The following is a 14490-nucleotide window of genomic DNA, read 5'->3' on the forward strand; positions in this document are numbered from 1 at the left end:
GGCTGTCGTTGGATCAGGTCGGGGCGATCGCCGAGGGCGCGGGGAGGGGTTCGGATGCCCATTATGCGCAGTTGGCCGCCAATGCCACGGTCAGCCAGTTGCGGACCGCGATCAGCGTCGAAGCCCGTCCCGAACCCGAACCCGAACCCGAACCTGCGCCCGAGCCTGAACCCGAGCCTGCGCCTGAGCCGGTGTGTGAGCCGGTGCCGCAGCCGTCGATTTCCAAAACCATCGACGGGGAGTTCGTGTGTTGGCGGATCAGGCTCCCGCTGCTGGAGTCGGCGAAGTTCGAAGCGGCCCTGAAGGCACACCACGACGGGTTGATCGCGCAGTGGAAACGCGACGACACCACCAACCCCGACACAGACAACCCCGACACCGCCGCCCACAACGGCGACAGCGCCGGTGGGTACGGCGCGGGTGGATACGGCGTCGGCCACCGTGACGGGCATAGTGACGGCGACGGGCGGGGCCTGGGGCGTTCGCCGATCCCGACGGCCGGTCATGCATTCATGGAGTTGGTCCAGGCGGGCTGGGATGTCGAGGCCGCACGCCGCCCGCACGGTGCGCACACCACGGTGGTGGTCCATGTCGATGTCAAAGACCAGATCGCCGCCCTGCATCTGGGGCCGCTGCTTTCGGCCGAACAGCGCCGCTACCTGAGCTGTGATGCCACCTGCGAGGTGTGGTTCGAACGCGACGGAATCCCCCTCGGGGCCGGGCGCACCACCCGCACCATCAGCCGCCGGCTACGTCGGGCGCTGGAATACCGGCACCGCAGCTGCGCGGTGCCCGGCTGCGGGGCCACCCGCGGGCTGCATGCCCACCACATCGAGCACTGGGAAGACGGCGGACTGACCGAGCTGGACAACCTGGTGCTGGTCTGCCCCCACCATCACCGGCTGCACCACCGCGGAGTCATCACCATCACCGGCCCCGCCGAGCGGCTCCGGGTCACCGACAGCACCGGCCGAGACCTCAAACCCGGATCCCTGGCCCGCCCACCCACCCAACCCCCACCAGCGGTGACGCCCTACCGCGGCCCCACCGGCGAACGCATCAGCTGGCGCTGGTACCCCGCCTACCAACCCCCACCACCGACCACCAACTGACCTGGCGGCCACCGCATCCAAGTCAGGACCGACCCGACAACCCACCAACTGTCGCGATGACGGCCCGGCGGACCCGAAGGGTCTGTGCCGAAAGAAATCGCTGACCTCAGGACTGGATGAACGCCAGCAGGTCGGCGTTGATCACGTCGGCATGGGTGGTCGGCATGCCGTGCGGAAATCCGTTGTAGGTCTTCAGCGTTCCGTTGGGAAGCAGATCGGCGGACAGCGGCCCGGACGCCTCATACGGGACCACCTGATCGTCGTCGCCGTGCATCACCAGCACCGGCAGCTGGATTTTCTTGAGGTCCTCGGTGAAGTCGGTCTGGGAGAACGCCACCACGCCGTCGAAGTGGGCCTTCGCCCCGCCCATCATCCCCTGTCGCCACCAGTTCGCGATGACGCCCTCGACGGGTTCGACCCCGTCGCGGTTGTACCCGTAGAACGGGCCCTCGGGGACTGCACGGTAGAAAGCCGACCGGTTCGTCGCGACTTGGTGCTGGAAGTCATCGAACACCGACTTCGGCAGCCCACCCGGATTGCTCTCGGTCTGCACCATCAACGGCGGAACGGCCGCGATCAGCACCGCCTTGGCCGCGCGACTCTCCCCGTGGCGAGCCAGAAAGCGCACCACTTCGCCGCCGCCGGTGGAGTGTCCGACGTGCACTGCGTCCTGGAGGTCGAGGTGCTCGACGACCGTGGCCAGGTCGTCGGCGTAGTGATCCATGTCGTGGCCGTCGGCAACCTGGGCGGAACGACCGTGGCCGCGGCGGTCATGCGCGATCACCCGGAACCCTCTCTCGAGGAAGAACATCAGCTGGGCATCCCAGTCGTCGGACGACAGCGGCCAACCGTGACTGAAGACGATCGGCTGCCCCGAACCCCAGTCCTTGTAGAAGATCTCGACGCCATCGCGGGTGGTGATCGTCGGCATGCGCAGGCTGCTTTCTCTCGGATCCGGCGGGTCGAAGCTACACCCAAAATCCATGGTTCGCGCGGTACGATCCCACACGTGTGGACCGCGCGAGTGATGGCGTCGACCGGATTGGTGCTGGCGACACTGGGCCTTGCTGCGTTGGCCGAACCGGCGCAGGCCGGTGCGGACGTCTGCGGGTCGGTCGGCGGACGTCACGTGTCGGTGAATGCGTGCGGCAGCGTCGCCGACGCGATCGCTCCCTGGGTGCCGCCGCCGGCCGCATACGCACCGCTGCCCGAGGACTACCAGGCAGCGCCGCCGCCCCCGCCGCCTCCCCCACCACCTCCGAACGTGTCGGTGTGCGCAAACGTCGGACGGCGGATCTCCGTGAGCGGTTGCATCTAGCTAACCTGCCTGGGTGCCGTTCTCGCATGCTTCCGTCGTCGAGACCCTGCGGTTGACCGATCGCATGCAACGCATCGTGTTGCATGTCGATGATCCGGCCACCCTGGACATCGAGCCGGCCGGTGACTCTGCTGTCGGCGTCTACTTCCCCAGCGATGGCAGCGCTGGTTCCGTTTCCGTGGGTCGTCACTACTCGCTGCGGCACCACGACGGGCCGATCATCACCGTGGACGTCACGGTGCACACGGGCGGTCCGGGCACCCGGTGGGCGTTGACCGCGGAACCCGGAGACCGTGTCGGACTCGACCACGCCCGGTCGTGGTACCGCCCCGCCGCGGACACGGCGTGGCAGCTGCTGGTCGCCGACCTGGCGGGTTTGCCCGCGGCTGCCCGGATCGTGGACGAACTCGCCGAGGACGCCGAGGCCGTCCTGGTCGTCGAGGTCGCCGACCCCGGCGATCTCGGGTACTTGCCGGAACATCCCCTCGTCACCGTGATACCACTTGTAGGATCCGGAAACGGCTGTGCTCCAAGCGCGCTCGCGCGAACTGTGGAAGCGCTCCGCCTGCCCGAGGGCCGCGGCTACTGCTGGTTCGCCGGCGAGGCCGCAGAATCTCGGGCTGCGCGCCGGCACCTTCGTGGACTGGGGTGGACCATTGACCAATACGACGTCTCCGGCTACTGGCGCTTCGATTCCGAGGCCTGGGACCAGCGGTTCGCCGAGCTCCAGGACGATGTCGTCGCGGTCTATCAGCGGGCGCTGGCCGACGGCAAAAGCGACAAGGTAGCGCTCGAGGAGTTCGATGAGGCCTGCGCACGGGTCGGCCTGTAGAGGATCGAGCCCGGCAGCTTCGAGCAGCCCGCAGTATCGAGAACCCCGCCGGGTCGGGCACCTACTCGTAATTGATGTCGCCCGGATTGAAACTTCTTGTGGAGAAGTCGATCTGGGCCGCCGGATTGGCGATGGCGGTGGTCAGTCCGGCGCCGAACGCACCCTGGCTGTCGAACAGTGTCGCCGTGCCGACCGCGACGCCTGCTGCGGCGTGGTGGGAGTCGGCCTGGATGCCGATCCAGTCGTCGACGGGCAATCGGGACAACGCCACCGTCAGATCGCCGTTGATGTAACCGACCCCGGCGGTACCCAGATTCGTCACCAGGCTCGTCGCCTCGGCCACCATCGCCGCCCGCACGAAAGGCGAGTTCTCCTCACCGGCCACCGTTCGGATCCCATCGTTGAAAAACCTTTTCCGCGAGGGATTTTGGTGCGCAGCCGGCGAGCGGGTCCACCCGACATCGTCACTGCCGACGAAAGGCTGGATGGCCCCGTCGGGTACGGGGAACTCCGGCCCGGTCGACGGCGGATGCCACAGCGCCCCCGGTGGCGGCTCGGACGGCCGATACTGGATCAGCGTGGCCCTGGCGACCACGTTCCCGTTCTGCACGACGTCGCATTCGGCGCTGCGGACTCGGCGACCATCGCGCACCACCCGGATGTCGAGGGTGGTCAACGCGTTGCGGGCGGCGCGGAACAGATCAACGGTCAGCCGGGTCGGGTGGAATTCGTCGGATCCGCACTCCTTTTCGAGACCGCGTGCGACCAGCCCGACGACAGCGGGACCGTTGAGATGGTCTTCTCCCCAGTGGCTCTGTGCGTACCGCGTCGGGGTGAACCCTCCGTCGACCGCCTGGAAATGCGCCGCGTCCGCGGCTTCGGTTGTCTGCTCCACGCTTTCAGTAGAACCCGCGGCCGACCAGCGGTCGGCACCGGGGCGCACCAACGCGTCCCCTCGGCGGCTTCAGCGGTTCAGCTGCCAGATGCGGGTGGACAGCACCGTCGCGAACGCGCACCACAGCGGGTAGGGCGCCAGCGCCACTCCCGCCTTCGAGTTCACCGCTGCGGCCCGACGGGCCAGATCGGCGCTGCTGACAGTCAGCGCGCCGGCCACCGCCGCCGCGGGACCGAGCATGCGCCGGTTGAAGAAAATCCAGCTCCAGCCGGCGTTGAGCACCAGGTTGACGGCCAACGCGCGCTGATAGGCGCGCGCCCGATCGGTCTCGCCGCGGTCATCGAGCGTGTCGATCGTCGACGCCGACACCGCCGCGATGTCGCTGTAGAGCAGGTTCCAGACGATCGGGAACGCCGCCCCGGGCGGCTGGAAATCGGGCTTGCGCAGCCGCCGGTACCAGCGGGACTCGACGGCGGGGCGGGTCGCCAGCCCACCGACGGCGGCAGCGGCGAATGCCGCGCCCGCGGTCTTGGCGAGGGTCAACGGGCGCATCGGGGTCCTTTCGGATTTGCGCGACGCAACGGCGCGGCGCGCACCACGGTCAGTACCCCGACGACGGCGCCCCGAACCGCGACCGGCTGCGCACCGCGCGGTAGCCGCCGTACAGCACCGCGGCCACCGCGAGGTTCACGAAATAGGCGATGTCGGCGCCATGCCAGGCCATCGCGACCGGCCCGTGGATCAGCGAGGTGTTCATGAACGGGATGGCCGCAGCATAAGAGACCACGAACACGACCAGCGCAGCTACGGCATCCGCACGGTCCGTGGTCTCGGTGGCCGGGTCGATGGTGCGGCGGCCCTTCGCCCGGTATCGCCAGTCGACCACGACCACGGCCACGAACGCCGGGATCCAGTAACTGACCAGCAGGAGCACATCGGTGAACCGGGTGGCGGTGTCGGCGCTGTGCAGCCAGAGGATGAGCGCGAACGCCAGCACCGTGACGATCACCGCCGACACCGGCCGGCGCACGCGGACGCCGAGCGTCTGCAGCGCCAGCGAGCCGCTGTAGTCGTTCATCACGCCCGATCCGATGGAGGCCACCGCGATCACCAGCAAGGCCAGACCGCCGAGCAATCCCCCGCCCATCACCGACCGCACCCCTTCGGCGGTGTGCTCACTGACGACGCCGGCGGCGGCGATCCCGACACCTTGGACGAACACATACCCGAGCCCGAGACCAGCGGTGGTGAACCCGAACACCCGGGCCGGTGACACCTCGCTGGGCAGGTACCGGCTGAAGTCCGCGGCGTAGGTCGCCCACGAGATGGCCAGGCTGAACGCGATCGTCACCTCAAGCACGAAGGCGCCCACCAGGTCGGGCCCGGCGACCTCGGCAGGCACCACGACCTCATGGCCACCGACGAGTTTGACCGTGAACACCACGAACGTGACGAACAGAACCACCGTCAGTACCGCCTGCACCCGGTGGATGAGCTCGTATCCGAAGACACCGACCACGCCCTGCACCCCGAGCACGATCGCCACCGCGGCCCAGAACGGGATGCCGAGCAGCGCCGCGAGCGCCTCACCGCCGAACAGGCCGACCAGCGCGTCCCAGGCGATCGACGAGATCCACTGCAGCGCGGCAGGCACCACGACGGTGCCGCCGAAGGCCATTCGCGCGTTCGGCAGCTGACCGGTTCCGGTGCGCGGGCCCCATGTCGACAGGTAGCCGACCACCAGCGAGCCGAGCAGGGTGCCGATCACCATCGCCAGCAGGCCCAGCCAGAAGCCGAGTCCGAGCACGATCGCCAACGTGCCGGTGAAGACACCGGTCATGTTGACCTGCGGGGCGAACCAGACGGTGAACAGCCGGCCGGCGCTTCCATAACGATGGCCGGTGGGAATCGGTGCGATGCCGTGCGTCTCGACCGACAGGTCTCCCGCCCCGGAGGGCCGGTGCCCGCTGAACACGTCCTCGACCGACGGATCCGATGAGGTCCCCTGCGACATGGCCTCATTCGACCACGCCCGGTCCGGGTCGACCAGAGCGCCCGAGTGTTTGAGCGGTCAGGCTGTTGGCCATAATCGGAGAACTGAAGATCAGCTAACGAACGGAGGCCACCGTGACGCAGGCGGGCACCGGAACTTCCGGCGCTGCGCTCGCCACCCCGGTCCGGCGGCCCCGGCTGCTGGTCGTCGGGCTCAGCGTCGTGGTGCTCACCGTCGCGGTGCTGCAGACCGCGGTGGTGCCGGTGCTCGGCGTCATCGCTGACCAACTCGATGTGTCGTTGGTCGCGGTCAGCTGGGCCGTCACCGCCAACCTGCTCGCCGCCGCGGCTGCCACCCCGCTGATCGGGCGGCTGGCCGACCTGTACCGGAAGAAGCGGGTGCTGCTCGCGGTGCTCGGGGTCGTGCTCGCCGGTTCGGTGCTGGCCGCGGCGACCTCGTCGCTGGCGCTGCTGGTGCTCGCCCGCGTGCTGCAGGCCGCGTCGTTCGCGCTCTACCCGATCTGCATCGCGATCCTGCGGGAGGAGTTGCACCCCGACCGGATGGTCTCGGCGATGGCGGTGCTGTCGGGGACGTTGGGCTTCGGTGGCGGCACCGGCTTGGTGGTGGTCGGCCTGCTGATGAGCGGCGACGCCGGATACCACCGGGTGTTCTGGTTGACCACGGCGTTTTCAGTGCTCGTCATCGTCATCGTCGTCACCCTCGTCCCCGACCGTCGACGCACCATGACAGGTTCGGTCGACTGGCTCGGGGCGGTGGGGTTGGCGCTGGGGTTGTCCTCGCTGCTGCTGGCCATCACCCAGGCCAACTCGTGGGGCTGGGGGTCGCCGCGCACGATCGGCGCCGGAGGCGGAGGCGCCGCGGTGCTGGTGGCGTGGTGGTTCTGGGAGCGCCGCGCGGCACGTCCGCTGGTGTCGACGCGGATGCTCGCCCAGCGGTCGATGCTGTTCACCAACCTCGCGACGATCTTCGTCGGTATGGGGCTGTACTTCGCATTCCTGGGTTTGACACAGTTCGTGCAGATCGATCGGGACGCCGCCGGATACGGTTTCAGCGCCGACGTCCTCGAAGCCAGCGTGGTGTACCTGCTGCCCGGGGCGGTGACGGGGTTCGTCGTCGCGCTGGTCAGCGGGCGGTTCATCGACCGGTTCGGCGCCCGGCCGGTGCTGATCGTCGCCGCGCTGGCCGGTATCGCGGGTTTCCTGTTCATCGCGTTCGCACACAACTCGCCGTGGCAGGTCATCACCGCGAACGTGCTGGCCAACGCCTACATCAGCCTGGGTTACGGCGCGCTGCCCGCGCTGGTGGTCGGGTCCAGCCACGCCGGCGAGACCGGCGTGGCCACCAGCATGAACGCGATCGCGCGCACGGTCGGCAGCTCGATGGCCGCCGCCCTCGTCGCGGTGCTCCTCGCCCGGACCACCGTGGCGGGCGTACCGCAGGAAAGCAGTTTCACGCTGATCTTCTGTGGCGGCGCGGTGACGGCACTGCTGGCCATGGTGCTGATCGCGCTGTCACACCCGCGGACCGTGGAATCCGGCGAGGAACGCTTCGAAACGCGTGCGATGAACCACGAATGGGGTTGATCGCCGACTCGAGGCACGAGCGCGGTGACAAGGTTGCGGGCGAGCGTCAGCGAAGCTCGGCCAGATTGCACACCGAGCGGTACACGTCACCCTTGATCACCTTCGCGACCACGTTGCCGACCGGAGTGGACAGCAGCCCGCCGGTCAGCTCGGCACTCACGCTGAACGACGAGCCGCCTCCGGGGGCGGGTTCGACTTTGAGCGAGAGCGCGATGCACACACCGCCCCGGCCCTTGCCGACAAGCTCGATCTCCTTCGGCTCGTCGTAGCGGGTGACCCGCCAGTGGATCACGTTGCGGAAGCCTTTGACCTTGATCAGCGACGACACCTCGGTGTCGACGTCGATCTTGGAAGGGACGTCGCTCTTCCATCCGCCGAAGATCGTCAACCACTCGTCGAACCGCTTCAAATCCGAGGCCAGGGCCCAGGCCCGCTCGGGGCTGAGGTCGGAGGTCACGGACACATCGACTGTCGCCATGGGTTCTCACTACCCCGCCCCATCGTCGACGTAAACGGCGCCGAACCGTGACATGGAGCTGCGAAACTCGTGAGTGCGACAAGAACAGTGCCGGCCCGAGCGCAGGTCAGGCATCAGTAGATCGCTGCTCGTTGCGCGGATTCTCGCGTCGAGAGCGGGCTGCGACGAAGGAATCCATTGTGGAAATGTAAATTCGTTGCGGAATCGCTTGCGAACGTCCGCTCGATCCGCGAAGGTTTACCCACAGCCATGATGGCTGTCCCCGAGGAGGACCTGCCCTGACCGGCACACACACGACCGCTGCAGACAAGACGGCGGACAGCGCGGCCGCCCGCCCCAAGGGCGCTCCGGTGATCGAGATCGACCATGTCACCAAGCGCTTCGGCGAGTACGTCGCCGTCGCCGACGCCGACTTCTCCATCGCGTCCGGAGAGTTCTTCTCCATGCTCGGCCCGTCCGGGTGCGGAAAGACGACGACGTTGCGGATGATCGCGGGTTTCGAGACGCCGACCGAAGGGGCCATCCGCCTCGAAGGTGCGGACGTGTCGAGGACCCCGCCCAACAAGCGCAACGTCAACACGGTGTTCCAGCACTATGCGCTGTTCCCGCACATGTCGGTGTGGGACAACGTGGCCTACGGCCCGCGCAGCAAGAAACTCGACAAGGGCGAGGTTCGCAAGCGCGTCGACGAGCTGCTGGAGATCGTGCGGCTCACCGATTTCGCCGAGCGCAAACCCGCGCAGCTCTCCGGCGGCCAGCAGCAGCGCGTGGCGCTGGCCCGCGCACTGGTGAACTACCCCAGCGCGCTGCTGCTCGACGAACCGCTCGGTGCCCTCGACCTCAAACTGCGGCACGTCATGCAGTTCGAGCTCAAGCGGATCCAGCGCGAGGTCGGGATCACGTTCATCTACGTGACCCACGACCAGGAGGAAGCGCTCACGATGAGTGACCGCATCGCGGTCATGAACGCGGGCAACGTCGAGCAGATCGGAAGCCCGACCGAGATCTACGACCGTCCGTCCACCGTGTTCGTCGCCAGTTTCATCGGGCAGGCGAATCTGTGGGCCGGCCGTCGCACGGGCCGCGCCAACCGAGATTTCGTCGAGGTCGACGTGCTCGGCTCGACGCTGAAGGCACGTCCCGGTGAGACCACGATCGAGCCGGGTGGGCACGCCACGCTCATGGTGCGTCCTGAACGCGTCCGGGTGTCGATGGACGCACCCACCGGTGACGCAGCCGCCGTGCGCGCCACGGTCTCCGATCTGACATTCCAGGGTCCGGTGGTGCGGCTCTCGCTTGCCGCGCCGGACGGCTCGACGGTGATCGCGCACGTCGGACCCGAGCAAGAGCTGCCGCTGCTGCGTCCCGGCGACGAGGTACACGTGAGTTGGGCGCCGGACGCGTCGCTCGTGTTGCCCGGCGCCGACATCCCCACCTCGGAGGATCTCGAAGAGATGCTCGACGACTCCTGAGCGATTCCTGCTTGCCGACCCCATCCCCCTCCCTGGAGCCGACGAAAGGCACGTCTCACCATGTCCCGTGACATCGACCCTCAACTGCTCGCCCGGATGACCGCGCGCCGTACCTCGCGCCGCCGCTTCATCGGGGGTAGCGCCGCGGCCGCCGCGGGCCTGACCCTCGGTTCGTCCTTCCTGGCGGCCTGCGGGTCCGACAGCGGCACGTCGAGCACCACGGCCGAGGACAGCGGTCCGGCCAGCGGCACTCTGCGTGTCTCGAACTGGCCGCTCTACATGGCCGACGGTTTCGTCGCCGGCTTCCAGACCGCGACGGGCATCACGGTCGACTACAAAGAGGACTTCAACGACAACGAGCAGTGGTTCGCCAAGGTCAGGGAGCCGCTGTCGCGCAAGCAGGACATCGGCGCCGATCTGGTGGTGCCGACGGAGTTCATGGCCGTGCGCCTGCACAATCTGGGCTGGCTCAACGACATCAGCGACGAGGGTGTGCCGAACAAGACGAACATCCGGCCCGACCTGTTGGAGAGCAAGACCGATCCTGGCCGCAAGTACAGCGCCCCATACATGTCCGGCCTCGTCGGCCTGGCCTACAACCGGGCCGCGACCGGCCGCGACATCACGTCGATCAACGACCTGTGGGATCCGGCGTTCAAGGGAAGGGTCAGCCTGCTGTCCGACGCTCAGGACGGCCTCGGGATGATCATGCTGTCCCAGGGGAATTCGCCGGAGAACCCGACCACCGAGGCGGTCCAGCAGGCCATCGACCTGGTCCGCGAGCAGAATGACCGCGGCCAGATCCGCCGGTTCACCGGCAACGACTACGCCGACGACCTCGCGGCGGGAAACATCGCTGTGGCACAGGCATATTCGGGTGACGTTGTACAGTTGCAGGCCGACAACCCCGACCTTCAGTTCGTCGTCCCCGACACCGGCGGAACCACGTTCCTGGACACGATGGTGATCCCATACACCACGCAGAACCAGAAGGCCGCCGAGGCGTGGATCAACTACATCTACGACCGCGCCAACTACGCCAAGCTGGTGGCGTACACCCAGTTCGTCCCGGTGCTGTCGGACATGACCGCCGAACTGGAGAAGGTCGACCCGGCCGCGGCGAGCAACCCGCTGATCAACCCGCCCGCCGACGTGCTGGCGCGGTCCAAGAGCTGGGCCCCGCTGACCGACGAGCAGACGCAGGAATACAACACCGCGTATGCGGCCGTCACGGGCGGCTGACGCGGTGACAGCGCGGACGCGAGGAGCTTGAGTACATGGCAGGTGTCGCCACCAGCAGCCGTCAGCGGAGCAAGGCCGCTCCGTATCTGATGGTCCTGCCGGCGCTCGCGTACCTCGCGATCTTCTTCGTGGTGCCGTTCTTCTCGCTGGCACGGACCTCCCTGTCGGAGACCGCGGGCTCGGTGTTCATGCCGACGCTGACGTTCGCCTGGGATCTTCAGAACTACGTCGACGCGTTCACGCTGTACCGGGAGCAGATCTTCCGCTCGTTCGGCTACGCGTTCGTCGCCACGGCGCTGTGCCTGTTGCTGGCGTTCCCGCTGGCATATGTCATCGCGTTCAAGGCCGGCCGGTTCAAGAACCTGATCCTGGGTCTGGTGATCCTGCCGTTCTTCGTGACGTTCCTGATCCGCACGATCGCGTGGAAGACCATCCTGGCCGACGAGGGCTGGCTGGTCAGTGCGCTGGGCACGATCGGGCTGCTGCCCGACGAGGGTCGCCTGCTGTCGACGAGCTGGGCGGTGATCGGCGGGCTGACCTACAACTGGATCATCTTCATGATCCTGCCGTTGTACGTGAGCCTGGAGAAGATCGATCCGCGGCTGCTCGAAGCGTCCAAGGACCTCTACTCCGGGGCCCCGCGCAGCTTCCGGAAAGTGATTCTGCCGCTGTCGATGCCGGGCGTCCTGGCCGGCAGCATGCTGGTGTTCATCCCGTCGGTCGGCGACTTCATCAACGCCGACTACCTCGGCAGCACACAGACCACGATGATCGGCAACGTCATCCAGAAGCAGTTCCTCGTCGTGAAGGACTATCCGGCCGCGGCGGCGCTGAGCCTGGGTCTGATGCTGCTGATCCTGATCGGCGTGCTGCTCTATACCCGGGCGCTCGGTACGGAGGATCTGGTATGACCACCCAGGCCGGGGCGGCGATCGCCACCGCAGCATCGCAGGACCCGAAGCCGAAAAAGGTTCGTACCCGCCCTAATTGGGGTGACCTGGTGCTGCGGTTCGCGGCCGCTCTGGTGTTGTTGTACCTGTTCCTGCCGATCTTCGTGATCGTGTTGTTCTCGTTCAACAAACCTGCCGGCAAGTTCAACTACACGTGGCAGGGCTTCACACTCGACAACTGGCTGGACCCGTTCAAGTACCCCGCGCTGACCGAGGCCCTCAAGCTCAGCCTGAACGTCGCGGCGGTGTCGACGGCGGTCGCGCTGGTGCTGGGAACTCTGGTGGCGATCGCACTGGTGCGCCAGCGGTGGCGCGGCCAGCGCGCCGTGGACACCTTCCTGGTACTGCCGCTGACCGCCCCCGAAGTGGTGATGGGCGCTGCGCTGCTGACACTGTTCCTGGACTTCAACACGGCCGCCGGCTACCTGACGATCGTCTTGTCGCACATCGCGTTCGAGGTCAGCTTCATCGCGATGACGGTGCGGGCCCGGGTGCGCGGTTTCGACTGGACGCTGGAGGATGCGTCGCTCGACCTCGGCGCTAGCCCGGCGCGCACCTTCTTCAAGGTGACGCTGCCCCTGATCGTTCCGGGCATCGTCGCGGCGGCGATGCTGTCGTTCGCGCTGTCGCTCGACGACTTCATCATCACCTACTTCGTCAGCGGCGCCGAGGTGACCTATCCCCTGTATGTGAACGCCGCGGTGAAAGCCGCGGTGCCGCCTCAGATCAACGTGCTGGCCACCGCGATCCTCGTGGTGAGCCTGCTGCTGCTGGGGGTGAGCACGCTGTACCGGCGCAAGAGGTTCGAGGGCTGACACGATCTGCCGAGTGTCGTTGGTGCTGTCAGCTCTGACGGATCAGGGGTTCAGCCGCACCCTGACGGTGACCCGACCCTGCTCATCCTGGGCGGCCACGGCGTGGCCGGTGCGGTCGGCGCCGTCGAAGTTCACCCGGATCACGACGGCGTCCCCCGATCGCTGGTAGTTCACCGGGGTCTGGAACGTCTGGCCGGACCGCCTGCCCGTGTAGCGGATCACGACCATGGCACGGCGCACCACCGGGCCGATGACCGGCGCGTCGATCAGGCGCGCCGCACCGGCATTGAACACGCCGACGAGCGGCGAGTCGAAGATTCCTCTGGACATGGATCCACGCTAACCGGGGCTCAACCGACTTCGAGGGGTACCGGCGTGGTCCGGGTGCCGGTGCGCGCGGCGCCGACGCCCGCGGCCACCACGAGCCCGATCCCGACCACACCCAGCAGACCCGGTTCCTGGTGCAGGATCAGCCATCCCAGGATCATCGCGAAGGCGGGCTCCAACGCCATCAAGGTGCCGAACGCCGCGACGGTGAGCCTGCGTAACGCCAGCAGCTCCAGCGCGAACGGGATGACCGGCAGCAGCACGGCCAGACCGACCCCGATGAGCAGGATCTGCGGGGTCATCCGGCCGAAGACGGCAGGCCCGACGGTCAACGTCGCGACCAGTCCGGCGACCGGCATCGACACCGCCAGCCCGTTGATGCCGGCGACGTCGTCCCCGACCTTCTGGGTGAGCAGAATGTAGCCACCCCAGCAGACCGCCGCACCGAGCGCGTACCCGACCCCGACCGGGTCCACCGCGGCGCTCCATGGCTGGGTCAGGAGCAACACGCCGACAGCAGCCAACCCCGGCCAGGCCCACCGGCCCTGCCCGCGGCCTCGGGCCACCGCCACCCCCAGCGGCCCGAGGAATTCCAGCGCGCTCGCGGTGCCCAGCGGGATCCTGGCCACCGCGGCCATGAACAGCAACGTGATAGCGGCGGTGACCACACCAAGCAGCACACACATTGCAAAGGTGTTGCGGGTGAAGGCTTTCCTCCGCGGCCGAACGATGACCAGGAACAGCACCCCGGCCCATGCCAACCGCAGCCAGGCCGCGCCCTCGACGCCGACGTCGTCGATCAGCGTGACGGCGATCGCCAGTCCAAGCTGCACGCACACCATCGAGCCCACCGCCATGAAGGCACCGGTGCGCGCCTGATCTGTCGCCATCAGGGCATTGAACGGGATGCCGACCGTTGCGGTCCACGTGATTTTCCAAGACATACCGTTCGCGAATTACGAACGGTCGGTGGGCACTCCTATTTTCAAGACGTTTGAGATTTTGCCGAAAAGGTACATGTCCAGCCATGATGAGGAATTTCACGCTCCGCGCACCGCTCCTGATGGCGGCCGCTGCCGCCGCCGCTGTCGTCACCGCGCCCGCCGGATTCGCCTCTCCGGGGATTCTTCCGGCCGGGGGCCCGCCCGGATGTTATGACCCGGCCGGCACCGGCTGCGCCGTGCTGCCGCCTATCCCGCCCGCCCCGGGCGTCGCAGGCGCCGTGCCCGGTGGACCCGCAGGCGTGGCCGGACCCGGCGGCGTCGCAGGCGCCGTGCCCGGTGGACCCGCAGGCGTGGCCGGACCCGGCGGCGTCGCAGGCGCCGTGCCCGGTGGACCCGCAGGCGTCGCCGGACCCGGCGGCGCGGCAGGCACGATCCCCGGCGGACCGGGCGGCGTGGCCGGACCCGGCGGAGCCGCGGGAGCGATCCCGGGCGGCCCCTCGGGGGTCGC

General features: G+C 67.9%; 16 protein-coding genes. 9 read left to right on the forward strand and 7 right to left on the reverse strand.

What is annotated here, in order from left to right; genetic code table 11:
- On the forward strand, nucleotides 1-1112 hold a 1112-nt coding region (locus ACXMYJ_RS27145), incomplete at its 5' end, for an HNH endonuclease signature motif containing protein (RefSeq protein WP_460359350.1).
- A 106-nt stretch (nucleotides 1113-1218) separates the two neighbouring features.
- On the opposite strand, the gene ACXMYJ_RS27150 is transcribed toward ACXMYJ_RS27145, so the two are convergent.
- Nucleotides 1219-2043 (reverse strand): alpha/beta fold hydrolase, encoded by an 825-nt coding sequence (locus ACXMYJ_RS27150; RefSeq protein WP_260753221.1) that lies wholly within the window; start codon nucleotides 2041-2043, stop codon nucleotides 1219-1221.
- A gap of 78 nt (nucleotides 2044-2121) precedes the next feature.
- On the opposite strand from ACXMYJ_RS27150, the gene ACXMYJ_RS27155 reads away from it, so the two are divergent.
- Both ACXMYJ_RS27155 and ACXMYJ_RS27160 read left to right on the forward strand, forming a co-directional pair.
- Nucleotides 2122-2430: a hypothetical protein gene (locus tag ACXMYJ_RS27155; protein ID WP_260753223.1), complete on the forward strand. Its 309-nt coding sequence runs from the start codon at nucleotides 2122-2124 to the stop codon at nucleotides 2428-2430.
- Nucleotides 2431-2443: 13 nt separating this feature from the next.
- Entirely contained in the window at nucleotides 2444-3262 is an 819-nt protein-coding gene (locus ACXMYJ_RS27160) for a siderophore-interacting protein (RefSeq protein ID WP_260753228.1), read from the forward strand.
- Between the two features lie 61 nt (nucleotides 3263-3323).
- On the opposite strand, the gene ACXMYJ_RS27165 is transcribed toward ACXMYJ_RS27160, so the two are convergent.
- The 3 genes from ACXMYJ_RS27165 to ACXMYJ_RS27175 all read right to left on the reverse strand — a co-directional run bounded on the left by ACXMYJ_RS27165 (nucleotide 3324) and on the right by ACXMYJ_RS27175 (nucleotide 6171).
- Nucleotides 3324-4157: an acyl-CoA thioesterase domain-containing protein gene (locus ACXMYJ_RS27165; protein ID WP_460359351.1), complete on the reverse strand. Its 834-nt coding sequence runs from the start codon at nucleotides 4155-4157 to the stop codon at nucleotides 3324-3326.
- 69 nt (nucleotides 4158-4226) lie between these two features.
- The gene (locus ACXMYJ_RS27170) at nucleotides 4227-4709 is read right to left on the reverse strand and encodes a TspO/MBR family protein (RefSeq protein WP_260753235.1); all 483 of its coding nucleotides are present in this window, start codon (nucleotides 4707-4709) and stop codon (nucleotides 4227-4229) included.
- A 49-nt stretch (nucleotides 4710-4758) separates the two neighbouring features.
- On the reverse strand, nucleotides 4759-6171 hold the full coding sequence (locus ACXMYJ_RS27175) for a purine-cytosine permease family protein (protein WP_260753238.1): 1413 nt from the start codon (nucleotides 6169-6171) through the stop codon (nucleotides 4759-4761).
- 113 nt (nucleotides 6172-6284) lie between these two features.
- On the opposite strand from ACXMYJ_RS27175, the gene ACXMYJ_RS27180 reads away from it, so the two are divergent.
- Entirely contained in the window at nucleotides 6285-7754 is a 1470-nt protein-coding gene (locus ACXMYJ_RS27180) for an MFS transporter (RefSeq protein ID WP_260753240.1), read from the forward strand.
- A gap of 46 nt (nucleotides 7755-7800) precedes the next feature.
- On the opposite strand, the gene ACXMYJ_RS27185 is transcribed toward ACXMYJ_RS27180, so the two are convergent.
- On the reverse strand, nucleotides 7801-8232 hold the full coding sequence (locus ACXMYJ_RS27185) for a type II toxin-antitoxin system Rv0910 family toxin (protein ID WP_260753242.1): 432 nt from the start codon (nucleotides 8230-8232) through the stop codon (nucleotides 7801-7803).
- Nucleotides 8233-8582: 350 nt separating this feature from the next.
- On the opposite strand from ACXMYJ_RS27185, the gene ACXMYJ_RS27190 reads away from it, so the two are divergent.
- Genes ACXMYJ_RS27190 through ACXMYJ_RS27205 form a run of 4 tightly spaced genes read left to right on the forward strand, consistent with a single transcriptional unit; the run spans nucleotide 8583 to nucleotide 12711 of the window.
- A complete protein-coding gene (locus ACXMYJ_RS27190) occupies nucleotides 8583-9704 on the forward strand; it encodes an ABC transporter ATP-binding protein (protein ID WP_443188540.1) in 1122 nt (373 codons plus the stop codon).
- A 60-nt stretch (nucleotides 9705-9764) separates the two neighbouring features.
- Complete coding sequence (locus ACXMYJ_RS27195; RefSeq protein WP_260753247.1) at nucleotides 9765-10946, forward strand: polyamine ABC transporter substrate-binding protein; 1182 nt, start codon at nucleotides 9765-9767, stop codon at nucleotides 10944-10946.
- 35 nt (nucleotides 10947-10981) lie between these two features.
- Nucleotides 10982-11857: an ABC transporter permease gene (locus tag ACXMYJ_RS27200; RefSeq protein WP_260753248.1), complete on the forward strand. Its 876-nt coding sequence runs from the start codon at nucleotides 10982-10984 to the stop codon at nucleotides 11855-11857.
- The gene (locus ACXMYJ_RS27205; RefSeq protein ID WP_260753249.1) at nucleotides 11854-12711 is read left to right on the forward strand and encodes an ABC transporter permease; all 858 of its coding nucleotides are present in this window, start codon (nucleotides 11854-11856) and stop codon (nucleotides 12709-12711) included. The genes ACXMYJ_RS27200 and ACXMYJ_RS27205 overlap by 4 nt, the downstream gene beginning before the upstream one ends.
- 42 nt (nucleotides 12712-12753) lie before the next feature.
- Here ACXMYJ_RS27205 and ACXMYJ_RS27210 read toward each other — a convergent pair whose 3' ends face one another.
- Both ACXMYJ_RS27210 and ACXMYJ_RS27215 read right to left on the reverse strand, forming a co-directional pair.
- Nucleotides 12754-13041 carry a nitroreductase/quinone reductase family protein gene (locus ACXMYJ_RS27210; protein ID WP_260753250.1) on the reverse strand — a complete coding sequence of 96 codons (288 nt, stop codon included), beginning with the start codon at nucleotides 13039-13041 and terminating at the stop codon, nucleotides 12754-12756.
- 20 nt (nucleotides 13042-13061) lie between these two features.
- Entirely contained in the window at nucleotides 13062-13928 is an 867-nt protein-coding gene (locus ACXMYJ_RS27215; RefSeq protein ID WP_260753252.1) for an EamA family transporter, read from the reverse strand.
- A gap of 137 nt (nucleotides 13929-14065) precedes the next feature.
- On the opposite strand from ACXMYJ_RS27215, the gene ACXMYJ_RS27220 reads away from it, so the two are divergent.
- A partial coding sequence (locus ACXMYJ_RS27220) for a hypothetical protein (RefSeq protein WP_460359352.1) occupies nucleotides 14066-14490 on the forward strand: 425 nt, incomplete at its 3' end.

The sequence above is a fragment of the Mycobacterium sp. ZZG genome, assembly GCF_054786995.1.

Coding starts and splice junctions, on each gene's coding strand:
- ACXMYJ_RS27210 (WP_260753250.1), bottom strand. CDS start 13,041: ATGTCCAGAGGAATCTTCGACTCGCCGCTCGTCGGCGTGTTCAATGCC.
- ACXMYJ_RS27150 (WP_260753221.1), bottom strand. CDS start 2,043: ATGCCGACGATCACCACCCGCGATGGCGTCGAGATCTTCTACAAGGAC.
- ACXMYJ_RS27195 (WP_260753247.1), top strand. CDS start 9,765: ATGTCCCGTGACATCGACCCTCAACTGCTCGCCCGGATGACCGCGCGC.
- ACXMYJ_RS27215 (WP_260753252.1), bottom strand. CDS start 13,928: ATGGCGACAGATCAGGCGCGCACCGGTGCCTTCATGGCGGTGGGCTCG.
- ACXMYJ_RS27170 (WP_260753235.1), bottom strand. CDS start 4,709: ATGCGCCCGTTGACCCTCGCCAAGACCGCGGGCGCGGCATTCGCCGCT.
- ACXMYJ_RS27175 (WP_260753238.1), bottom strand. CDS start 6,171: ATGTCGCAGGGGACCTCATCGGATCCGTCGGTCGAGGACGTGTTCAGC.
- ACXMYJ_RS27185 (WP_260753242.1), bottom strand. CDS start 8,232: ATGGCGACAGTCGATGTGTCCGTGACCTCCGACCTCAGCCCCGAGCGG.
- ACXMYJ_RS27200 (WP_260753248.1), top strand. CDS start 10,982: ATGGCAGGTGTCGCCACCAGCAGCCGTCAGCGGAGCAAGGCCGCTCCG.
- ACXMYJ_RS27205 (WP_260753249.1), top strand. CDS start 11,854: ATGACCACCCAGGCCGGGGCGGCGATCGCCACCGCAGCATCGCAGGAC.